This window comes from uncultured Pseudacidovorax sp., assembly GCF_913773995.1.
Lineage (GTDB): Bacteria > Pseudomonadota > Gammaproteobacteria > Burkholderiales > Burkholderiaceae_C > Xenophilus.
Window position 1 is genome coordinate 1 of record NZ_CAJYES010000027.1, and the last position, 21,892, is coordinate 21,892.

The window sequence follows — 21,892 nt, forward strand, 5'->3', positions numbered from 1 at the left end:
CCTGGTCGAGCAGGGCGCGCACCTCGTCGAGCGAGGGCCGCGGGTGGTCGACCATCCACTGGGCCAGCGTCTGGCCTTCCACATAGGCCGTGGCCACGAAGAGATGGCGCCGCGCGCGCTGGCCCTGCCAGGCCTTGAGCACATGCGGATGGTCGATGCGGCGGGCCACCCACTCCTCCAGCACGAAGCGGTCGAGCGCCTCGGCGTCCTCGCGCAGGTCCGGGCCGGGCACCTTGAGCGCCACGGGCGTGCCGCGCTCGCCATCGGTGGCCAGCCAGACCTGGCTGCGCGGGCTGACCTTGAGCTCGCGCAACAGCGTGAAGCCCTCGAAGGCCATGCCAGCCACAAGCGGTGGGGGCAGGGCCAGGCCCTCGCGACTGAGCTGCGGGAGGCCCTGGCCGGGCGGCGACAGGGCGTCGATGCGCAGCAACAGCACGGTCGCGTCGTCGTCGCTGCCGCGCTCGCGGGCACGGCGGGTGAGCGCGGCGGCCACGGCATCGAAGTCGTCGGCATGCCGGCCCAGCGCCTCGTGCACGTCCGCCGCCATGAGGTGGGCATGGGCGCCGTCGGTGGCCAGCAGGTAGATCTCGCCGGGCTCGGCCTCCCAGCGGCGGTAGTCGATCTCGACCTGGGCGCCGGCCCCGAGGGCACGCGCCAGGTAGGACTCGGTGGAGGACACCTGCACGCGATGGTCCTCGGAGAGCGGTTCCAGCGTCGTCGCATGCAGCCGGCTCAGGCGCGCATCGCCCACATGCAGTAGGTGCAGCTCGCGGCCCTTGAGCACCAGCGCCGTGAAGGTGCAGACATGGCCGCGGTCCTTGTCGAAGCGGGCGTCGCCGCGCATCGTCTGCGCATGCAGCCAGGCGTTGGTGGCGGCGATGACGCGCTGCCCCGCGCGCCGCACCGACCAGGCTTCGCTGGTGGCGTAGTAATCCGACAGGAAGGCGCCGACGGCGGTCTGCGCCGCCTCCCGGCTCACCGGGCTGCTGCTGATGCCGTCGGCAATGGCCAGTGCGATGCCTTTGCTGGCCAGCAGGTGGCCGGTGGGCAGCATTGCGCCATGGAAGTCCTGGTTGGGACCACCTGGCGCGGCCAGCGAATGCTGGCCGAGGGTGATGCGCGGCAGCGCTTCCGAAGGGCCCGTCACGACGGCCGAGCGTCCTTCCGTGCTGCCATCGCGCTCAAGCCTGGGCGCGCTTGGGCGCCGTCTTGTAGTGCGTGGAGTAGAGCGTGGCACCGACGAAGGTCAGGCCGCCCACCAGGTTGCCCAGCACGGTGGGGATCTCGTTCCAGATCAGGTAGTCCATCAGCGTGAAGTGGCCGCCCAACAGCAGGCCCGACGGAAACAGGAACATGTTGACCACGCTGTGTTCGAAGCCCATGTAGAAGAACACCGTGATCGGCATCCACATGCCGATGGCCTTGCCCGACACCGAGGTGGACATCATGGCCGCCACCACGCCGGTGGAGACCATCCAGTTGCACATCACGCCGCGGATGAACAGTGTGAGCATGCCGGCGGCGCCATGGGCCGCGTAGCCCACCGTGCGGCCCTCGCCGATGTGGCCGATGCGCTGGCCGATGGCGTTGGGCGCCTCGGACCAGCCGAAGGTGAAGATGATGGCCATGAACACGGCCACCGTGAGCGCCCCGGCGAAGTTGCCGACGAACACCAGTGACCAGTTGCGCATCACGCCGCCCCAGGTGGCGCCAGGGCGCTTGTCGAAGACGGCCAGCGGTGCCAGCGTGAACACGCCGGTCAGCAGGTCGAAGCCCATCAGGTACAGCATGATGAAGCCGACCGGAAACAGCATGGCGCCGACGAGCGCGTTGCCGGTGTTGACGGTGATGGTGACCGCGAAGGCGGCCGCCAGCGCCAGGATGGCGCCGGCCATGTAGGCGCGGATCAGCGTGTCGCGCGTGGACATCAGCAGCTTGGATTCACCAGCGTCGACCATCTTGGTGACGAACTCGGCAGGGGCAAGGTAGGCCATGGAATTCCTTTGGAGATCTTGAAAGAGAAGGGGGTCAGGCGAGGGCGACCAGCACGCGGTCACCCTCCACGCGCACCGCATGGGCGCGCACCGAGTGCTGAGGGGCTTCCAGGCACTCACCGGTCGCCAGGTCGAAGTGGTTCTTGTAGAGCGGGGAGGCGACGACGGTGCGTCCACCCAGGCTGCCGGTGAGGCCGCGCGAAAGCACACTGGCGCCCGACTGCGGGTCGACGTTGTCGATGGCATGGAAGCGGTCGTCGCCGATTCGGAAGATCGCGACATGCCGGCCGTCGATGCGGGCGCAGACGCCGGTGTCGGGCAGGATGTCCGAGACGGCGCAGACGGCCGTCCATGCGGGCGTGAGGGTCATGGTCATGGCGGGGCTCCTCAGGCGGGCGTGGCTTCGGTGGCAGGCTCGTCGGCTGCACTCGTCGGCGCAGCAGCCGCATCGGCTCCGCGCTCCTCGGCGCGGGCCGGGCGGATTTGTCCGCGCTCCTTCACGAACACGATGCGCTCGTCCGGCAGCTCGCTGTTGACGAAGCTGCGGAAGCGGCTGCGCACGGCGGGGTTGGTCACGGCGGTCTTCCATTCGCACTGGTAGGTATCGACCACCGCCTGCATCTGCGTCTCCAGCTCGGCGGCCAGGCCCAGACTGTCCTCGATCAGCACCTTCTTCAGGTAGTCGAGCCCGCCTTCGAGGTTGTCCCGCCAGGTGCTGGTGCGCTGCAGCCGGTCGGCCGTGCGCACGTAGAACATCAGGAATCGGTCGATCAGCGCGATGAGCTGCGGTTTGGAGAGGTCGCTGGCGATCAGCTCGGCATGGCGCGGCTTCATGCCGCCGTTGCCGCAGACGTAGAGGTTCCAACCCTTCTCGGTGGCAATCACGCCCACGTCCTTGCCCTGCGCTTCGGCGCATTCGCGGGTGCAGCCGGATACGCCGAACTTGATCTTGTGCGGCGCGCGCAGGCCCTTGTAGCGGTTCTCCAGTTCGACGGCCAGGCCCACCGAGTCCTGCACGCCATAGCGGCACCAGGTGCTGCCCACGCAGCTCTTCACGGTGCGCAGGGACTTGCCGTAGGCGTGGCCGCTCTCGAAGCCGGCGGCGATCAGTTCTTCCCAGATCAGCGGCAACTGCTCCAGCCGGGCGCCGAACATGTCGACCCGCGCGCCGCCCGTGACCTTGGTGTAGAGGCCGTATTTCTTGGCCACCTGGCCGACGGCGATCAAGCCATCGGGCGTGACCTCGCCGCCGGGCATGCGCGGTACCACCGAGTAGGTGCCGTCCTTCTGGATGTTGCCCAGGAAGTAGTCGTTGCTGTCCTGCAGCTTGGCCAGCTCGGGCTTGAGCACGAAGTCGTTCCAGCAGGAGGCCAGGATGCTGGCCGCGGTCGGCTTGCAGATGTCGCAGCCCAGGCCCTGGCCGTGCCTGGCCAGCAGCTCGTCGAAGGTCTTGATGCCGCCGACGCGCACCAGGTGGTACAGCTCCTGCCGCGAATGCGGGAAGTGCTCGCACAGGTGGTTGTTGACGGCCAGGCCGCGGCGGCTCATCTCGGCCTTCATCACCTGGGTGACCAGCGGCACGCAGCCGCCGCAGGTGGCGCCGGCCTTGGTGCAGGCCTTGAGCTGGCCGATGGTGCAGGCGCCGTCGCCCACCGCGGCGCAGATCTGGCCCTTGCTCACGTTGTTGCACGAGCAGATCTGCGCCGTGTCCGGCAGCGCGTCCACGCCCAGGCCGGGCTTGGCCTGGCCGTCGCTGGAGGGCAGGATCAGGAACTCGGGCGACTCGGGCAGGGCGACGCCATTGAGCGCCATCTGCAGCAGCGTGCCGTATTCGTCGGCATTGCCCACGAGCACGGCGCCCAGCAGCTTGGTGCCGTCGGCGCTGACCACGATTTTCTTGTAGACCTGCTTGATCTCGTCCACGTACTGGAAGCTGCGGCTGCCGGCCGTGCGGCCATGCGCGTCGCCGATGCTGGCCACGTCCACGCCCATCAGCTTGAGCTTGGTGCTCATGTCGGCGCCGGCGAAGGTCGCCTCGGCGTCGCCGGCCAGGTGGCGGGCGGCGACGCGGGCCATCTCGTAGCCGGGCGCGACCAGGCCGTAGAGCTGCTCGTTCCACGAGGCGCATTCGCCGATGGCGTAGATGTCGCGGTCGGCGCTGCGGCAGTGGCTGTCCACCGCCACCCCGCCGCGCGGCCCGACGGCCAGGGCGCTCTGGCGGGCCAGGGCGTCCTGTGGCCGAATGCCGGCAGAGAACACGATCATGTCGGTCTCCAGCCAGGTGCCGTCGGCAAACACCATCCGGTGCCGGGCGGTCGCCCCGTCGGTGATCTCCACCGTGTTGCGGCCGGTGTGCACCTGCACGCCCAGCGCCTCGATCTTGCTGCGCAGCACGCGGCCGCCGCCTTCGTCCACCTGCACCGCCATCAGGCGCGGCGCGAATTCGACGACATGGGTTTCCAGGCCCAGGTCGCGCAGCGCCTTGGCGCATTCCAGGCCCAGCAGGCCACCGCCGACCACCACGCCGCTCTTCGACTTGGCACCGGAGGCCTTCATGCCCTCCAGGTCCTCGATGGTGCGGTAGACATGGCAATGCGCACGTTCGCGGCCGGGAACCGGCGGCACGAAGGGCACCGAGCCGGTGGCCAGCACCAGCTTGTCGTAGGGCAGCACTTCGCCGTCGGCGGTGGTGACCGTGTTGTTGCGTCGCTCGATGGCCACCGCGCGGGTGCCCAGGCGCAGCGTAAAGCCGCTGCGCTCGAAGAAGCCGGCCTCAACCAGCGACAGCTGCTCGGCCGACTTGCCGCTGAAGAATTCGGACAGGTGCACGCGGTCGTAGGCGGGCCGCGGCTCTTCGCACAGCACGGTGACGTCGGCCTGGGCCAGGGAAGACGCGGCGAGCTCTTCGAGGAATTTGTGGCCGACCATGCCGTGGCCAACGACGATGAGTTTCATGAGGGGTCCTGCGCGCACCCTGCGGTGCGGAGGATCGCCTTCACCAGCCAGGGATGACTGGGAGGAGGACGCCGCCGCCGGAGCGAGGATGCAGATCGTGTGGGAACAACCGCGTGAGGCAGGCGCCGACAGAGGCACCGCATGCGCGGGGTTCCGCCGGCATTGGCGGGGGCGCTGGAGCCTCAACGGCGACACTGCCGGGGCTCCGGCTCAGATCACGCAAGCTCCGTGCCAAAGGAAAAGCCCCCGACGACGGGGGCTTCGACGCCGTGACGGGCCTTTGCGCCCCGCCATGGGTTGTGCGGCGCACCAAGCTGGGCCGTCCGGCCTCGCTCGGCGCTCGCCACGTCAGAACGGCAGGCCGACATAGTTCTCCGCGAGCACGCCCTTGGCCCGCTCGGAAGAGAGCAGGTAGTCCAGCTCCGTGCGCTGCAGCGCGATGTCGTAGCCGCTGTTTTGCGGAAAGGTGTGGAGCATGGTCGTCATCCACCACGAGAAGCGCTGCGCCTTCCACACCCGGGCCAGGGCCTTGGCCGAGTACTGATCGAGGCCGGTGGAGTCGTCCTTCAGGTAGTGGTCCACCATCGCGTGATAGAGGTAGTGGATGTCGGAGGCCGCGGTGTTGAGACCCCGGGCGCCCGTGGGAGGCACGATGTGGGCGGCGTCGCCGGCCAGGAAGAGCCGTCCCCAGCGCATCGGCTCGGCCACGAAGGAGCGCAGCGGGGCGATGGACTTCTCGATGGACGGCCCGGTCTGCAGCCGGCCCGCCACCTCGGCCGGCAGGCGACGCTGCAGCTCGGCCCAGAAGAGCTCGTCGCTCCAGGCTTCCACCGTGTCGGTGAGCGGCACCTGGATGTAGTAGCGGCTCAGCACCTGCGAGCGCATGGAGCACAGTGCGAAACCCCGCTCGTGGCGGGCATAGATCAGCTCGGGTGAGACCGGCTTGGTGCGCGAGAGCACGCCCAGCCAGCCGAAGGGATAGACCTTCTCGTATTCGCGCAGCACGTCCGCCGGGATCGACTTGCGGCTGACGCCGTGGAAGCCGTCCGCGCCGATGACGAAGTCGCAGTCGATGCGGGTCACCTCGTCGCCCTTGCGGTAGCTGACCGAGGGGGCGTCGCTGTCCAGATCGTGCGCCTGGACGTCCTGCGCGTCGTGCACCACCTGGCCCTTCGCGCGTTCGCGGGCTTCGTACAGGTCGCGCGTCAGTTCGGTCTGGCCATAGACCACCACCGACTGACCGCCCGAGTACTTGTGCAGGTCGATGCGATCCAGCTGGCCGTCGTGGGAGATGAAGAAGCCGTGGTGGATCTCGCCCTCGCGGTCCATGCGCTCGCCGCACTGGGCCTCGCGCATCAGTTCGGCAAAGCCATGCTCCAGCACGCCGGCGCGGATGCGCGCCAGCACGTAGTCGCGGCTGTGCTTTTCGAGCACCACGTTGCGGATGCCCTTGAGATCGAGCAGTTGGGAAAGCAGCAGGCCGGAAGGGCCGCCGCCAATGATGCAGACCTGGGTTTTCATGGATGCAGTCTCCTGGTTGGAACGGTCGCCAGCGCGCTGGCTGGCTGGCTCGAATCTTGGCGCTGCATCGCCCCCGCCGGAATGGATCGAACGCGTCCGGACTTGTACGATTCGAACATCATGCATGCCCCTGGCGTCAAGGCTCCCGCCATCCGCTCGTACGCGCTCTTCGGCGAGGCGGGCGACCTTCCCGACGTGCTGCATTGCGAGACCATCGCCGCCCGCTCCATGCTGCACGACTGGGAGCTGGCACGCCATCGCCACCATCGGCTGCACCAGTTGCTCTGGCTTCAGGAAGGGCAGGGCACGGCCTGGCTGGAGGCTGGGCCGGCGCCCCTGGCTCGCCACACGCTGGTGAACGTGCCCACTGGCGAAGTGCACGCCTTTGCCTTCTCCCCAGACACGCAGGGCTGGGTGGTGAGCCTGCCGGACGAACTGGTGGATGCCCAACTGGCTGCGATTCCCGAGGCGCGTTCGTTGCTCTCGCGCGCCTCGGCCCAGACGGTGGACGAGGCCAGCACAGCCATGCTCGGCACGCTGCTGGCCGCGCTCACCGACGCCTTCGCCGCGCCGATGCATCCCGCCCGCGCCCTGGTACTGCGCGGCCTGGGCGCGGCGGTGCTCGGCCTGGCGGCCCAGGCGCTGGGCGTGGCGCAGTCCGAGGCGGTGGACTTGGCTGGATCGCGCCTGTTGCGGCGCTTCGAATCCCTGCTCGAACGGCACTTCGCTTCGGCCTGGCGGGTGAGCGACTACGCGGCCGCGCTGGCTGTCACACCGACGCATCTGAGCCGCGTGGCCCGCACGGCCACCGGCCTGCCCATTTCCCGGCTGGTGGACGCCCGGCGCATGCGCGAGGCCCGGCGCCATCTGGCCTACACCACGGCCAGTGTGAGCGCCGTGGGCGAAGCGCTGGGCTTCGAGGACCCGGCGCATTTCAGCCGGGTATTTGCCCGGACCTGCGGCTGCTCGCCGCGGGAATTCCGGGCTCGCGTGAGCCAACCGGCCAGGGGCGGCGATGCGGCCGCCTTGCCGCGGACGGGTTGAGCGCCCGCCACAAAGGAAATCGGGCGCCAAAGGCGCCCGCAGTAGTTCCGAGGTACCGGCTGCGTCAGCCGCCCGGTGTCGCAGGCGTCGCCACCGCTTCGGCGCAGCCGGCCTGGCCTGCCCGAATTCCACGCGCGTCGTTGCAGATGGTGCCCGACGTGGTCCAGACCAGGTTCGCAGCGCCGTCCGCTTGGGTCGGCGTGAGGGTCACGGTGAGCGCCACACCCGCCCTGGTTGTGGCGCCTGTATTGGCGGTGATCACGCCATTGGTAATGCCGAAGCCCCCGGTGACATTTCTGGTGGGCGTGAAGTTCAAGGGAATTCCATTGGTTCCGGCCGTACACCCCGTGAATGTGCCCAGATCAGTGGCACAGGCAACCACTGAACCTTTCAATGGCGCCAATTCCGCCATGGCCGCGGCCGCGCGGGCGCGCGAGGAATAGTCGGTGTATTGGGGAATGGCGACCGACGCGAGAATGCCCAGAACGGCAATGACGATCATCAGCTCGATCAGGGTGAAACCCCGCGAGGCGCGGCGCGAATGGCGAATATCCATGACTAAAAACTCCCTGTGAATTCCGCTCCATGGCTGGCGAGAGCGGCGGGCGCAGGATAGCAGCCGGATATTCGTCCGAAATTGATCCGAATGGATGGTCGTTATTCTTCTGACGACTAATTGGTCAATTTATGTTGGATATGTTTTTGAATTTATTCACATCTTTGCAGTGACATGAATTCGAGGAAAAGCTGCGTCAAATCTGCGCAGCTTTCCGCATTCTTCAGCCGTTCATGTCGAGCACGATCCGACCCTGGATCTGCCCCTTGTGCATGCGCGCGAACACATCGTTGATGTTCTCCAACCTTTCCGTCGCCACGGTGGCATGCACCTGGCCGCGGGCGGCGAAGTCCAGCGCCTCCTGCAGGTCCAGCCGGGTGCCGACGATGGAGCCGCGCACCGTCACGCCGCGCAGCACCATGTCGAAGATGGGCAGCGGAAAGTCGCCCGGTGGCAGCCCGTTGAGCGAGACAGTGCCGCCACGCCGCACCATGCCCAGGGCCTGCTCGAAGGCCTTGGGGGAGACGGCCGTCACCAGCGCACCATGCGCGCCGCCGATCTCCTTCTGCAGGTAGGCCGCGGGGTCGGTGTTCAGCGCGTTGACGGTCACGGTGGCGCCCAGGGTGCGGGCCAGCGCGAGCTTGTCGTCGTCCACGTCCACGGCCGCCACGTTCAGACCCATGGCCTTGGCGTACTGAACCGCCATGTGGCCGAGGCCGCCGATACCGGAGATGACCACCCAGTCACCCGGTCGGGTGTCGGTCACCTTCAGGCCCTTGTAGACCGTCACGCCGGCGCACAGCACGGGCGCGATCTCCACGAAGCCGACTTCCTTGGGCAGGTGGCCCACGTAGTTGGGGTCGGCCAGCGCGTAGTCGGCAAAGCCGCCGTTGACCGAATAGCCGGTGTTGCCCTGCGACTCGCACAGCGTCTCCCACCCGCCCAGGCAGTGCGTGCAGCAGCCGCAGGCCGAATGCAGCCAGGGCACGCCCACGCGGTCACCTTCCTTCACATGCTTGACGTTGCGGCCGATGGCGGCCACGAAGCCCACGCCTTCATGCCCCGGGATGAAGGGCGGATCGGGCTTGACCGGCCAATCGCCCTCGGCGGCATGCAGGTCGGTGTGGCAAACGCCGGAGGCCTCGATCTTGACCAGGATCTGATCGTCGGCGGGCGTGGGGACGGGGACTTCCTCGATGGTCAGCGGCTGGCCGAAGGCGCGGACCACCGCGGCTTTCATGGTCTTCTGGGACATGCTCGATTCCTTCCACAACAAGAAGAGAAGAGGCCGCCCGCGCTGGCCCTGTGGGGGGCGACGGGCGGCCGGGCACGCGGACGGACGTCCGCGTGGACAGGTGTCACCTTAGGCCTGCCCCAGCGAGGGCAGGATGACCCATGTCAAAAGAAGCCCAGGGGCTGCTGGCTGTAGCTGACCAGCAGGTTCTTGGTCTGCTGGTAGTGGTCGAGCATCATCTTGTGGGTCTCGCGGCCGATGCCCGACTGCTTGTAGCCGCCGAAGGCCGCGTGCGCGGGATAGGCGTGGTAGCAGTTGGTCCACACGCGGCCGGCCTCGATGCCGCGGCCCATGCGGAAGGCGCGCGCGCCATCGCGCGTCCACACCCCGGCGCCCAGGCCGAAGAGCGTGTCGTTGGCAATCTCCAGCGCCTCTTCCTCGGTCTTGAAGGTGGTCACCGAGAGCACCGGGCCGAAGATCTCCTCCTGGAAGATGCGCATCTTGTTGTGGCCCTTGAAGACGGTGGGCTCCACGTAGTAGCCGCCGGCCAGGCCGCCGTCAAGCGCCTTGCGCGTGCCGCCGGTGAGGCATTGCGCGCCTTCTTGAAGGCCGATCTCGATGTACGACAGGATCTTGTCCAGCTGCTCCTGCGAGGCCTGCGCGCCGATCATGGTGGCCTTGTCCAGCGGGTTGCCCTGCTTGATGGCCTGGACGCGCTTCAGCGCGCGCTCCATGAAGGCGTCGTAGATCGACTCCTGAATAAGCGCCCGGCTGGGGCAGGTGCAGACCTCGCCCTGGTTGAGGGCGAACATCGCGAAGCCTTCGAGCGCCTTGTCGAAGTAGCCGTCGTCGGCCGACATCACGTCCTCGAAGAAGATGTTGGGGCTCTTGCCGCCCAGCTCCAGCGTGACCGGGATCAGGTTCTGGCTGGCGTACTGCATGATCAGCTTGCCCACTGGCGTGGAGCCGGTGAAGGCGATCTTGGCGATGCGCTTGCTCGTCGCCAGCGCCTTGCCGGCCTCGGTGCCGAAGCCGTTGACCACGTTCAGTACGCCGGGCGGCAACAGGTCGCCGATCAGCTCCATGAGCACCAGGATCGAGGCGGGCGTCTGCTCGGCGGGCTTGAGCACGATGCAGTTGCCGGCGGCCAGCGCCGGGGCCAGCTTCCAGGCGGCCATCAGCAGCGGGAAGTTCCACGGAATGATCTGGCCCACCACGCCCAGCGGCTCGTGGAAGTGGTAGGCCATGGTGTCGTGGTCCACCTCGGCGATGCTGCCTTCCTGGGCACGCACGCAGCTGGCGAAGTAACGGAAGTGGTCCACGGCCAGCGGCAGGTCGGCGGCCACGGTCTCGCGCAGCGGCTTGCCGTTGTCGATGGTCTCAGCCACGGCCAGGGTCAGCAGGTTGGCCTCCATGCGGTCGGCGATCCTGAGCAGCACGTTGGCGCGATCGGTCGCCGAGGTGCGGCCCCAGGCCTTCTTGGCGGCATGGGCGGCGTCCAGCGCGGCTTCGATGTCCTTGTCGTTGGAGCGCGGGATGGTGCAGAACACCTGGCCATCGATGGGCGAGACGTTCTCGAAGTACTGCCCGTCCACCGGCGCGGCCCAGCGGCCGCCGATGTAGTTGCCGTACTGCTTCTTGAAGGGGTTGGCCACGCCGAGGTGGGCGATGTCTGCCATGTCCATGGTGCTTGTCTCCGGGGTTGGTTGCCGCGCCGGGGTGGGCGGTACGCTGGCTGGGGCAAGGCATGTGCCAGCGCATGGGCGCTGCACCGCGCGCGGAAAAACCCTTAAGCGACAGGCACTTGGCCGTCATGACTCCCAGTACGACCAGGTCCTGCGGGTGTTCGCCGGCTGTGTCGCAACGGCACAGTTGTGGCGTTGCGGCACAGCCCGTGGCAGCATCCCGGGCTCGCCGCGGGCGGCACCGATGCCCGCGCCACGCCTCATCCCATCGCCTCCGGGCGCATTCCCATGTCCCTCATCCAGATCCGCAAGCGCAGCCTCACCATCGAGACCACCTATCACGAGGGCGGCCCCGCACCGGCGCAGCCGCTCAAGCTGGCGGCCGCCTGCGCCGTGATCCAGAACCCCTATGCCGGGCGCTACGAACCCGACCTGATGCCCTTCATGGCCGAACTGCGCGCGCTGGGCGCCGAACTGGCCACGGAGCTGGTGCAGACCCTCGGCGGCAAGGACAAGATCGAGGTCTACAGCAAGGCCGCCATCGTCGGCATCGAGGGCGAGATGGAGCATGGCGCCGTCTGGCACGAAGCCGGCGGCTGGGCCATGCGCGAGGTGCTGGGCCAGCCTAAGGCCATGGTGCCGGCCAACAAGGCCGTGGCCGTGGCGGGCTACCGGCTGATGGTGCCGGTGCAGTACATCCATGCCTCCTACGTCCGCAGCCACTTCAACAGCATCGAGATCGGCATGCAGGACGCCCCGCGCCCGCGTGAGATCCTGTTCGCGCTGGTGATGGGCACCGGCGGGCGCGTGCATTCGCGCCTGGGCGGGCTGCTCAAGGAGAACGTGTCGGTGCACGACGGCCAGCGCTGAGACCGGCCTCCGTCTCTCGCTGGCACCTCGTCGGGTCTGCCACGCGGGCAAGCCGCGGAACGGGCCGGTCGACGCTCACTGACCGCGCAGCACCCGCCTGTCGTGGTCGTCCAAGACCACGGGCGTGCCGCGCCGGATCAGCGCGCCGAAGTCCTCGTCCGGCGCCATCACCGTGAGGCAATAGAGCTTGCCGGTGCCCGTGTTGCGCACCACATGGTCGTGGCCGGGCCGCACCAGCAGCGCGTCGCCGCGGCGCAGCGGCTGGCCGGCTCCGCCGTCGATGTGCGCCATGCCCTCGCCCTCCAGCACGTAGAAGAGTTCGCAGGCACGGACATGCGTGTTGGGCGGCGTGGCGCCGCCGGGCTCGAAGATCTCGACCACCGCCACCAGCGCGCAGCCTTCGCCCTGTTCGTCGTAGAGCAGCGCGAAGTAGTTGGTGTCCTGGGGCGAGATGCGGAAGGCCGGGCAGTCGGCAGCCGCGCGAAGAAGGGCGGCCGGGAGCGGAGGAACGGTCATGCCAGGGCGTCGAGCAGGGCGCGCGAGTGCAGGGTGAAGCCGAAGCACTGGCGCACGTTGTAGAGAGTGGCCGCCATGCAGAAGGCGGGCGAGGTGGTGGCACAGCAGTCTTCGAGCAGCAGGCAGTCGTAGCCGAGAAAGTTGGCGTCCTGCAGCGTGCACAGCACGCACTGGTCGGCGTTGACGCCCGCGAAGAGCAGCGTCGTCAGGTCCAGGTTGCGCAGGATGCTGTCCAGCGGCGTGTCCCAGAAGCCGCTCATGCGGTACTTGTCGACATGGATGTCGGCCGCCTCCGGCACCAACTCATCCACTGTCTGCGCGGCCCACGAGCCGGCCTGCAGGACGGGCGCGCCGTTGCCGGCCAACGGATCGCCGAGTCCGGTGCCCAGGCCGGTGGGCTTGTAGACATGCAGCAGCGCCGGGCTGAGGTTGAGCTGGTCAGGCCGGTTGCCCCAGTTGAGCCAGATCACCGGTAGCCCCGCTGCACGCAGTGCGGGCAGCAGGCGCACCAGCGGCGCGATCGGCGCACGCGCGGGCGCCACGTCCACGCCGATACCGGCGAGCCAGCCCTGCGGATGGCAGAAGTCGTTCTGCATGTCGATCACGATGACCGCGGTCCGCCCAAGGTCGATCTCCACCGGCTTGGGCAGCGCCGCCAGGTGCAGGGGCCGCGGGGCCGGCCGCTCGCGCAGCAGGCTGGCACGGCGGGCGTTCACCTGCCAGCGGTTGCGGGCACTGCTGCCCAGCGGATGCAGGACTTCGTGGCCGGTCATCGAAGGGCCTCCTCGGCGACGCACGCTGCTGGCGAGCGCATGGCCCGGTCCAGCAGGTCGGATACCGCGGCGCACTGGGCCGTGTAGCCGGGCGTGAGGCGGAAGCGGTTGTCGCGGGGATACGGCGCGTCGATGCTCACCTCGCCCACGACGCGGCCGGGCCGGGCGGCGAACACCAGAATGCGACTGGACAGGTACACGCTCTCGTACACGCTGTGCGTGACGAAGACGACCGTGCAGCGCGCCTGTTGCCAGATCGCCAACAGGTCGTTGTTGAGCTTGAAGCGCGTGATTTCGTCCAGTGCGGCGAAGGGCTCGTCCATCAGCAGCAGGCGGGGCTGCGTCACCAGCGCACGGGCGATGGAGACGCGCATCTTCATGCCGCCCGAAAGCTCACGCGGGTAGGCGTTGGCGAAGGCGAGCAGGCCGACCATGTCGAGCACCGACTCCACCCGGGAGCGGGCCGCCGCGCGGCTGAGATTGGCTAGGCGCAGCGGCAGCCAGACGTTGTCGAACACCGTCGCCCAGGGCATGAGGTTGGGCTCCTGGAAGACGAAGCCGATCTCCCGCAGCGGCCGGCCGCGCGCGTCGTGGCGGGCGGTCGGCCAGTCGATCGTGCCGCCGGTGGCTTCGCCGAGGCCGGCGACGATGCGCAGCGCGGTGGACTTGCCGCAGCCCGATGGGCCCAGCAGGCTCAGAAACTCGTGCTGACCGATGTCCAGGTCGAGGCCCTGGAGCGCGCGGGTGCCGCTGGCGTAGGTCTTTTCCACGCCGCGCAGGCGCACCAGGGGGCGGGTGGGCAGGGCGGGGGCGGCGTGCCTCATGAGCGCTCCCGCAGCTGGTCGAGCGCGAAGTCGTGCACTTCGCCCAGCAGTGCCACCAGGGCGTCCGCCGCGGCATCGAGCAGCAGTTCGCCCCGCCGCGCATCCGCGTCCAGCGCGTTGCCGCAGGCGCCGTGCGGATTGAGGTCCTGGGTCTGCCAGCCGAAGCCCACCGCGCCCTCGGGCGCCAGGAAGCGGTAGCGCACGGCCATTGCCTGCGACAGCGAGGCGAAGTCCTGCGCATGCTGCATCTGCACCAGCTCGGGCCGCAGGGCCAGCATCATCGAGGTCTCCTTGCTGCCGCCGTGGATGCCGTGCCGGCTCTCCTGTTCCGGAAACAGGCCATCGGGCTCGGGCAGGCCATAGCTGCTGGCACACACCACCAGCATGCCGAGCCGGGCCCGCAGATCGCGCGCCACGATGTCCATCACCTGCGGCTGGCCGCCGTGCGAATTGAACAGCACCAGCTTGCGCACGCCGGCACGAAAGACGCTTTCGGCGATCTCGGTCCACACGCGGATCAATGTCTCGGCCGACAGCGTCAGCGTGCCGGCGAAGGCCTGGTGTTCGTTGGACTTGCCCACGGCCTGCATGGGCAGAAAGGTCACGGGCAGTCCGGCCGGCAGGCGGGCCACGGCACGCTGGACCACGGCCTCGTTGAGGCAGGCATCCACGGCGACGGGCAGGTGCGGACCGTGCTGTTCGACCGCCGCCACCGGCAGTACGGCGATGGTGTCGGGTGGCAGCGCATCGAACTCTCGGGTGCTCATCTCGACCCAGTAGCGGCGTGGCAAGGAAGGGACAGGCGCAGTCATGGGCGTCAGTTCTCGCGGGAGGATTCGCTTTCGTGCCAGCGGTGCAGCAGCAGCCACTGCACGAAGGCGGTCAGGTACCAGATGGCGATGCCGAAGGCCGACAGCACCAGCAACGCGGCGAACATGCGGGGAATGTTCAGACTGCCGCCAGCCTCCACGATGGTCCAGGCCAGGCCGGTGGTGCTGCCGCTGCCGGCCACGAACTCGGCAACGATGGCGCCGATGACGGCCAACCCCGCCGAGATGCGCACGCCGCCCAGGATGTAGGGCAGGGCGGCGGGCAGTTGCAGCAGGAGAAAGCGCTTCCAGGGCGATGCGCCGTAGAGCTCGAACACATTGCGCAGGCCATGGTCCACCGACTTGAGTCCGATGGCCGTGTTGGAGAGCACCGGAAAGAAGGCCATGATCAGAAGCGCCAGCCAGGCCCGGTCCAGCCCCACCCAGATGACGATCAGCGGCGCAATGGCCACCATGGGTGTGACCTGCAGGACCAGGGCGTAGGGCCACAGCGCCTTTTCCAGCGGCCGGCTCTGGGTGAGCAGGACGCCCACGACCAGGCCCGAGGCCAGCGCCAGGCAGAACGCACCGAGGGTGATCGCCGCCGTGAAGCGCAGCGCCTTGAGCAGGGCTGGTGCATCCTGCACCAGCGTCTGCAGGATCAGCGACGGGGCGGGCAGCACGAACTTCGGCACCTGGTAGAGGCGGACCAGGGCCTCCCAGCCGAACAGGAAGGCGAGGCCCAGCGACAGGGGCAGCAGCACGTTGGCCCGCTGTCGTCGCAGCAGGGCGAGCGCAGATGCGGGGTGACGCATGACGATGGCCTCAGGCGCGCACCAGGCGCTGCTCGGTTTCGCCGTGCGCCTCCAGCAGGGCCTTGAGCGCGCGCCGCATGGCCAGGCCGGGCCGGTCGGTGGGCATGTGCATCTCCTCGCCGTCCACCACGGCCAGTGGCACGTCGGCCTCGCAGCTTTCGAGGATCAGCTTGTCCTCGAGCGTGATCTCGCGATCGAAGGCGATCACGTCGGCGCTGCTCACATCGGCCTCGGTGTCGTTGCGGTAGGCCCATTGGACGACCATGGACTGCTGGTCGTCGATGGGCGTGGCGCAGGTGATGATGACGTGCTCCAGGCCATGCGGATAGCGGATGCGCGAGCGCCGCACGAAGGGCATGAACCACACCGACTCCATGTCGCGGGTGGTTTCACCGCCCTCGGCGCCCACTGCGTGGCGGGCCTCGTCGTCGCGCACCACCACGCGCGAACTGACGCGCATGGTCAGGCCGTACGGATGGGCCTCGATCTCGGGTGCGGCGACTTCGGGCCGCCGCATGTTGCCGAAGGTGCCGCGATGGACATAGGCGATGTGGGCCGCGTCGAAGGAGTTCTCCATCAGCCGCAGGGCGCCGATCTTCCAGACCTCGTAGAACTGGTCGACCTGCCGGTAGCCGGGCCGGCCCGCCTCGGGCAGTTCGGGGATGTCGATGAGCGGCTCGCCGAGCGCCACCCAGACATAGCCGTAGCGCAGCGCCGCGCGATAGGCGGGGACGCAATAGTTCGCGGGAACGGCCCGGTCGGCCGCCAGTTGGGGAATGCGCACGCAGGCGCCACCGCCTTCGAAGGTCCAGCCGTGGTAGCCGCAGACGATGCGGTCGCCTTCCACGAAGCCGAGCGAGAGCTTCGCGGTGCGATGGCAGCAGCGGTCCTTCAGGCAATGCACGCCGCCCTCGGCGGACTGCCACAGAACGATCGCCTCACCGAGCAGCGTGAAGGCGTGGGGCTTGCCGTCGGCGAGCTGGGTGGCCGGCATCACGGGGTACCAGAAGCGGCGCAGGATGGGTTGCTGGGTGGAAAGCATGGTCGGATGGCTCGATCGTGGGTAGGGGCGGCGGCGGATCGCTCACTGTGCGCCGGCGCGCTTGCCTTGCAGGAACTGGGTGCTGAACACCTGGCGGTAGTCCAGCGACTTCGGGATCAGTCCGGCATCGGCCAGGAAGCGCGCATGGGCCTGCCAGCGTGCATCGGACATGGCGCCGTAGCCGCTCTGGCGCGTCTCTTCGCTGTCGAGGATGGCGGCGTCCTTGAGCGTCTTGATGGCATAGGCGACGACATCGTCCGGGTTGTCGGGGTTGTCCTTGCGAATGAGCGCGACGCCCGGCGCCGGGTCCTGGAGGAAGTCGGCCCAGCCGCGGGCAGATGCATCGACAAAGCACTGCACCAGCGCCGGACGGCTGTCGATGAGCTTCTGCGGCACGATGGCGACCGACCCATAGGCCTGGTAGCCGCCCTGCGCCAGCAGGAAGACCTTGGGCGCCTGGCCGGTCTCCTTCTGGACCCGGAAGGGTTCATTGGTCACCAGCCCCTGCTGAATGGCAGCCTTGTCGACCAGCCAGGGCGCGATCTGCCCGCTGTAGGGGCGGATCTGCTCGTCGCTGTAGCCGTAGCGTGCACGCAGAAAGGGCCAGAAGGTGTTGCGCGAGGCCGCGCCGATCATGACGGGCCGGCCCTTCATGTCTTCCCAGGTCTCGATCCCGTTGCCCGCATGGGTCATGAGGATCTGCGGGTTCTTCTGGAAGACGGCCATCACCGCCCGCGAGGGAAAGCCCGCCTCGTTGATCTGGAAGGCCGAGTCGCTGAAGGACGCCATCACGATGTCCACCGCGCCGGCCACGAACAGCTGCTTGCCGTCGATGCCCGGGCCTCCCTGGCGGATGGACAGATCCAGACCGCAGGCCTTGTAGAAGCCTTTGGCCACGGCCTGGTAGTAACCGCCGTGCTCAGCTTGGGCGCGCCAGGTGGTCAGAAAGGTGAGCTTGTCCTGCGCGCTGGCGGCGGTGGTGACCAGCACAGCGATGGCGGCGAGGCCGAGGTTGATTTTGTTCATGGGCGTTGACCTGCGTCAGTGCTTCGTGGATGCAATCCAGTCTAGGAGTGCATCTTTCGCCCAGAAAGGCCGCGGCCGTCATGCCGCCCATACCGCAGCGGTTATGGCAATGCCGCCGCGCGCACCTGCTGGCGCAGCCAGCGGTTGCTGCTGCTGCCGTGGTTGAGCTCGTGCCACAGCTGGTAGAAGCGCATGGGCGGGAACTCCGACGGCGCGCGCACCACGGCCAGTGCCATGCGGCCGGCGTAATGCTCGGCAAAGTGCCGGCCTGTGGTGAAGACGAGGTCGGTGCGCGCCAGCACGTACGGCACCATGTTGAATTCCGGCACTGTGGCGGCGATGTGGCGTCGGTAGCCGGTCTTGGCCAGCTCGCCGTCCACCGGGCCCAGCTCGCGCATCGAGCTGGGATGCGGCGCCAGGTGCCGCAGGCCAAGGTAGCGGGCCAGTGGCAGGCGCCGCTCACCGGCCATGGGGTGATCGGCGCGCATCAGGCAGACCACCTCATCGGTGAAAAGCACGCCCAGGCGCAGGTCCTCGCGCGGCTTGGGGCTGTTGTTGATGACCAGGTCGATGGCGCCGTCTTCCAGCGCCTTCTCGACGTTGAAGGCCGGATCGATCAATCGCATGCGCACGCGCAGGCCGGGGCCGGCCGCCATCACCCGCTCGATGATGCGCGGCAGCAGCTCAGGGGGCAGGCAGTCGGCGCAGGCGATGTGGAACTCGCGCTGGGCGGTGGCCGGGTCGAAGCCGGCGCCCGCTTCCATTCGGGCCAATTGCGCCAGGATCTCCGACAGCGGTTCACGCAGCCCCTGGGCACGCTCGGTGGGCAAAAGGCGTGTGCCGCTTCGCACCAGCAGCGGATCGCCCAGCACCTCCCGCAGGCGGCGCAGGGTGCGGCTGACGGCCGGCTGGGTCTGCCCGGACTTCTCGGCTGCACGGGTGACGCTGCATTCCTGCAGCAGCACGTGCAGCAGTTCGAGCTGCTGCAGCTCCAGCGCATGGAGGCCGTCGCGCATGGCGGGCGGGCCAGGCGCTCAGGCGCCCGCGCGGGGCGGCATGAAGCTCACCTGCGCAGGGCGGCCATCGAGCCGCAGCCGACTCGTGGCAGGGGGCGCATCGGCCAGCAACCGGCCCTTGCGGTAGACCGCCAGCCGCGTGGCGCGCAGCCGGATCGCCTCCACCGGGTCGCGCGCCTGCAGCAGCACGAAGCTGGCATCGCAGCCTGCCGCGATGCCGTAGCCCGGCAGGTGCATCAGCCGCGCCGCATTGTTGGTGACCGCCTCGAAGCATTGCTGGATGCCGGCCTGGCTGGTCATCTGCGCCACATGCAGGCCCATGTGGGCCACCTCCAGCATGTCGCCCGAGCCCATGCCGTACCACGGGTCCATCACGCAGTCGTGGCCGAAGGCGACGTTGACGCCGGCCGCCATCAGCTCCGGCACGCGGGTCATGCCGCGGCGCTTGGGGTAGCTGTCGTGCCGGCCCTGCAGGGTGATGTTGATCAGCGGATTGGCGATCACGCTCACGCCCGCCTCGGCGATCAGCGGCAGCAGCTTGCTCACGTAGTAGTTGTCCATGCTGTGCATGGAGGTGCAGTGCGAGCCGGTGACGCGGCCCTGCAGGCCGAGGCGCTGTGCGTGGAAGGCCAGCGTCTCGATGTGGCGCGAGAGCGGGTCGTCCGACTCGTCGCAGTGCATGTCGACCAGCTTGCCTTCCTCGGCCGCGATCTCGCACAGCAGGCGCACGCTCTCGGCGCCGTCGGCCATGGTGCGCTCGAAGTGCGGAATACCACCCACGATGTCCACGCCCTTGCGCAGCGCGCGGCGCAGGCTGTCGACGCCACCGGCGGTGCGCAGCACGCCGTCCTGCGGAAAGGCCACCAGCTGCAGGTCGAGGTAGGGCGCCACCCGGCGCTTGACCTCCAGCAGCGCATCGACGGCCAGCAGGCTGGGGTCGCTGGTGTCCACATGGCTGCGGATCGCCAGCAGGCCCTTGGCCACCGCCCAGTCACAGTAGGCCAGGGCGCGTTCGATCAATGCCTCGGCCGTCAGCAGCGGCTTGAGTTCGCCCCACAGCGCAATGCCTTCGAGCAGCGTGCCGCTCTGGTTGACGCGCGGCAGGCCGTAGCTGAGCGTGGCGTCCATGTGGAAATGCGGATCGCAGAAGTGCGGCGCCACCAGCAGGCCGCCGGCGTCCAGCGTCTCGTGAGCGGGCACCTCGAGGCCGGCCGACACCTCGGCGATGCGCCCCCCCTGGACGGCGATGGACTGGTCGATGCGGCCGTCCGGCAGGGTGGCGTGGGTGATGAGCAGATCGAGCATGGCGGGCGTGGGATGTGGCTTGGCGGCTTGCAAAGGGCTTGCCAGCTGCGCGGCAGTGTAGGGGCCGGCCTCCAGAAGGCGGTCAGGCCACGCCGGCCGTCCTCACTGCCGTGTCCTGGTCCGCGTACGGCTCATGGCTGCGTCCGCGTCCAGTCCCTGCGGGGCAACCTGTACAACACATGCCGCTTCAATGGATGGCCGTCGGGAACCGCGGGATGGTCGAAGTCCTCCGCCTCGTCGCGCGCCATGCCCAGGCGCTCCATCAGCGCGCGGCTGCGCCGGTTGTCCACGGCGGTGAAGGCAACGATCTCGTCCAGGCCCAACTCGGCGAAGCCGACATCGAGGGCCAGTGCCGCGGCCTCGGCGGCCAGACCTTTGCCCCACCAGGGCCGCGCCAGCCGCCAGCCGATCTCGACACAGGGCGCAAAGGGCAGCGGCCATGCCGGACGGTTCAGGCCGCACAGGCCGACGAAAGGGCCGTCGGCGCCGGCACCCGCCAGTTCCACGGCCCAGAAGCCCCAGCCCTGGGCATTGATCAGGGCCTGGCAGCGCTGCGCCATGAGCTCGCTCTCGGCGCGGTCCATGGTCGAAAGGAAGTAGGCCATCGTCTGGCCGTCGGCACTCATCGCTGCGAAGGGTGCCAGATCGTCGGGCTGCCAAGGCCGCAGGCGCACGCGCGCGCCCTGAAGCCGTGCGGGATCGACGGCGATGAAACGCGGCTCGGCTGATGTCATGGCACGAGCTTAGCGCGCGCCGTGGCCGCGCCGGCGTCGACCGACTGCCGTCAGCGCTCGCCCTTGCGATAAGGCTTCATCAAGGCCTGCGGATAGCTCGCCTTGCGCGCCACCAGCACCAGCGCCAGGATCGACAGCACATAGGGCAGCATCAGATAGACCTGGTAGGGCAGGGCGGCATCGCCGGCCTGCTGCAGCCGCAGTTGCAGGGCATCGAAGAAGGCGAAGAGCAACGCACCCAGCAGCGCCTTGCCCGGCCGCCACGAGGCGAATACCACCAGCGCCACGCAGATCCAGCCGCGGCCATTGACCATGTTGAAGAAGAACGCGTTGAAGGCCGACAGCGTGAGAAAGCTGCCCGCCACGCCCATCAGCGCCGAGCCGCTCACGATGGCGAGCGTGCGGGTCGCCGCCACGGAGACGCCCTGGCTCTCGGCCGCCTGCGGGTTCTCGCCCACCATGCGCAGCGCCAGGCCTGCCGGCGTGCGGTAGAGCAGCCAGGCCACCAGCGGCACGAGCAGCAGCGCCAGCAGCGTCATCGGCGTCTGCGCATTCAGCACCGGGATCGGCAGCCAGTCCATGGGCGCAAAGGGCGTGACGGTCGGCGGCGTGTTTACCTTGGGAAAGCTCACGCGGTAGCCGTAGTAGGACAGCGAAGTCGCCAGCAGCGTGATGCCCAGCCCGCACACATGCTGCGACAGCGCCAGGCCCACGGTCAGCCAGGCATGCAACAGCCCGAAGGCGCCGCCGACCAGGGCGGCCACCACCACGCCCAGCCACAGCGGTGCGCCGGCATAGACCGCCAGCCAGCCGCCGAAGGCACCGGCCACCATGATCCCTTCGATGCCTAGGTTGAGCACGCCGGCCCGCTCGCACAGCAGCACGCCCAGCGTGCCCAGGATGAGCGGCGTCGCAATGCGCAGCAGGGCGACCCAGAAGGAGGCCTGCGCCACGATGTCGGCCACCTCGCTCATCGCGACCACCTGAGCCGGAACTGCGTGAACAGCGCCGCCACCAGCACCGAGAGCAGCGAGGCGGCGACGATCACGTCGGCGATGTAGGTCGGCACGCCCACGGCACGGCTCATCGAATCGGCGCCGACCAGCACGCCGGCCACGAACATGGCCGCGGCCACCACGCCCAGCGGATGCAGGCCCGCGAGCATGGCGATCA

Annotated in this window: 21 protein-coding genes and 1 pseudogene; 2 read left to right on the forward strand and 20 right to left on the reverse strand. The window is 68.7% G+C overall.

The annotated features are described in order from the left end of the window. The 5 genes from QZ772_RS02450 to pobA form a co-directional block, all read right to left on the reverse strand. On the reverse strand, positions 1-1,147 hold a 1,147-nt coding region (locus QZ772_RS02450; RefSeq protein WP_295522677.1), incomplete at its 3' end, for a protein phosphatase 2C domain-containing protein. A gap of 34 nt (positions 1,148-1,181) precedes the next feature. After that, on the reverse strand, positions 1,182-1,994 hold the full coding sequence (locus QZ772_RS02455) for a formate/nitrite transporter family protein (protein ID WP_295522679.1): 813 nt from the start codon (positions 1,992-1,994) through the stop codon (positions 1,182-1,184). Positions 1,995-2,028: 34 nt separating this feature from the next. Next, positions 2,029-2,370, reverse strand: coding sequence for a nitrite reductase small subunit NirD (nirD, locus tag QZ772_RS02460; protein ID WP_295522681.1), 342 nt, complete (start codon positions 2,368-2,370; stop codon positions 2,029-2,031). An 11-nt stretch (positions 2,371-2,381) separates the two neighbouring features. Continuing rightward, entirely contained in the window at positions 2,382-4,949 is a 2,568-nt protein-coding gene (gene nirB / locus QZ772_RS02465; RefSeq protein ID WP_295522683.1) for a nitrite reductase large subunit NirB, read from the reverse strand. 348 nt (positions 4,950-5,297) lie between these two features. Then, positions 5,298-6,470, reverse strand: coding sequence for a 4-hydroxybenzoate 3-monooxygenase (pobA, locus tag QZ772_RS02470; RefSeq protein ID WP_295522685.1), 1,173 nt, complete (start codon positions 6,468-6,470; stop codon positions 5,298-5,300). A gap of 120 nt (positions 6,471-6,590) precedes the next feature. Here pobA and QZ772_RS02475 point away from each other — a divergent pair, with 120 nt between their 5' ends. Further along, entirely contained in the window at positions 6,591-7,514 is a 924-nt protein-coding gene (locus tag QZ772_RS02475; protein ID WP_295522687.1) for a helix-turn-helix domain-containing protein, read from the forward strand. A gap of 64 nt (positions 7,515-7,578) precedes the next feature. Here the strand turns inward: QZ772_RS02475 and QZ772_RS02480 are convergent, their stop codons facing one another. From QZ772_RS02480 to adh, 3 genes are all read right to left on the reverse strand, one after another. Continuing rightward, entirely contained in the window at positions 7,579-8,070 is a 492-nt protein-coding gene (locus QZ772_RS02480) for a prepilin-type N-terminal cleavage/methylation domain-containing protein (RefSeq protein ID WP_295522689.1), read from the reverse strand. 223 nt (positions 8,071-8,293) lie between these two features. Continuing rightward, a complete protein-coding gene (adhP, locus tag QZ772_RS02485) occupies positions 8,294-9,325 on the reverse strand; it encodes an alcohol dehydrogenase AdhP (RefSeq protein ID WP_295522691.1) in 1,032 nt (343 codons plus the stop codon). Between the two features lie 143 nt (positions 9,326-9,468). Further along, a complete protein-coding gene (gene adh, locus QZ772_RS02490; RefSeq protein WP_295522694.1) occupies positions 9,469-10,989 on the reverse strand; it encodes an aldehyde dehydrogenase in 1,521 nt (506 codons plus the stop codon). A 288-nt stretch (positions 10,990-11,277) separates the two neighbouring features. On the opposite strand from adh, the gene QZ772_RS02495 reads away from it, so the two are divergent. Then, entirely contained in the window at positions 11,278-11,859 is a 582-nt protein-coding gene (locus QZ772_RS02495; RefSeq protein WP_295522696.1) for an amino acid synthesis family protein, read from the forward strand. A gap of 75 nt (positions 11,860-11,934) precedes the next feature. On the opposite strand, the gene QZ772_RS02500 is transcribed toward QZ772_RS02495, so the two are convergent. The 12 genes and pseudogenes from QZ772_RS02500 to QZ772_RS02555 form a co-directional block, all read right to left on the reverse strand. Further along, positions 11,935-12,375 (reverse strand): cupin domain-containing protein, encoded by a 441-nt coding sequence (locus tag QZ772_RS02500; RefSeq protein ID WP_295522698.1) that lies wholly within the window; start codon positions 12,373-12,375, stop codon positions 11,935-11,937. Next, positions 12,372-13,148 carry a cysteine hydrolase family protein gene (locus tag QZ772_RS02505; RefSeq protein ID WP_295522700.1) on the reverse strand — a complete coding sequence of 259 codons (777 nt, stop codon included), beginning with the start codon at positions 13,146-13,148 and terminating at the stop codon, positions 12,372-12,374. The genes QZ772_RS02500 and QZ772_RS02505 overlap by 4 nt, the downstream gene beginning before the upstream one ends. Further along, the gene (locus QZ772_RS02510) at positions 13,145-13,972 is read right to left on the reverse strand and encodes an ABC transporter ATP-binding protein (protein ID WP_295522702.1); all 828 of its coding nucleotides are present in this window, start codon (positions 13,970-13,972) and stop codon (positions 13,145-13,147) included. Before QZ772_RS02510 ends, QZ772_RS02505 begins: the two co-directional genes overlap by 4 nt. After that, entirely contained in the window at positions 13,969-14,784 is an 816-nt protein-coding gene (locus tag QZ772_RS02515; protein WP_295522704.1) for a creatininase family protein, read from the reverse strand. The genes QZ772_RS02510 and QZ772_RS02515 overlap by 4 nt, the downstream gene beginning before the upstream one ends. Before the next feature lie 5 nt (positions 14,785-14,789). Then, positions 14,790-15,596 carry an ABC transporter permease gene (locus tag QZ772_RS02520; RefSeq protein ID WP_295522706.1) on the reverse strand — a complete coding sequence of 269 codons (807 nt, stop codon included), beginning with the start codon at positions 15,594-15,596 and terminating at the stop codon, positions 14,790-14,792. A 10-nt stretch (positions 15,597-15,606) separates the two neighbouring features. After that, complete coding sequence (locus QZ772_RS02525; RefSeq protein ID WP_295522708.1) at positions 15,607-16,638, reverse strand: aromatic ring-hydroxylating dioxygenase subunit alpha; 1,032 nt, start codon at positions 16,636-16,638, stop codon at positions 15,607-15,609. A 42-nt stretch (positions 16,639-16,680) separates the two neighbouring features. Next, positions 16,681-17,664: an ABC transporter substrate-binding protein gene (locus QZ772_RS02530; protein ID WP_295522710.1), complete on the reverse strand. Its 984-nt coding sequence runs from the start codon at positions 17,662-17,664 to the stop codon at positions 16,681-16,683. A gap of 101 nt (positions 17,665-17,765) precedes the next feature. After that, positions 17,766-18,680 (reverse strand): LysR family transcriptional regulator, encoded by a 915-nt coding sequence (locus tag QZ772_RS02535; protein WP_295522711.1) that lies wholly within the window; start codon positions 18,678-18,680, stop codon positions 17,766-17,768. An 18-nt stretch (positions 18,681-18,698) separates the two neighbouring features. Further along, positions 18,699-19,985, reverse strand: coding sequence for an amidohydrolase family protein (locus QZ772_RS02540; RefSeq protein ID WP_295522713.1), 1,287 nt, complete (start codon positions 19,983-19,985; stop codon positions 18,699-18,701). Between the two features lie 131 nt (positions 19,986-20,116). Continuing rightward, complete coding sequence (locus QZ772_RS02545; protein WP_295522715.1) at positions 20,117-20,719, reverse strand: GNAT family N-acetyltransferase; 603 nt, start codon at positions 20,717-20,719, stop codon at positions 20,117-20,119. A gap of 50 nt (positions 20,720-20,769) precedes the next feature. After that, positions 20,770-21,693, reverse strand: a complete 924-nt coding sequence (locus QZ772_RS02550) for an ABC transporter permease (protein WP_295522717.1) — start codon at positions 21,691-21,693, stop codon at positions 20,770-20,772. Beyond that, a pseudogene (locus QZ772_RS02555) lies at positions 21,690-21,892 on the reverse strand (ABC transporter permease); the annotation flags it as partial. The gene QZ772_RS02550 and the pseudogene QZ772_RS02555, both read right to left, overlap by 4 nt.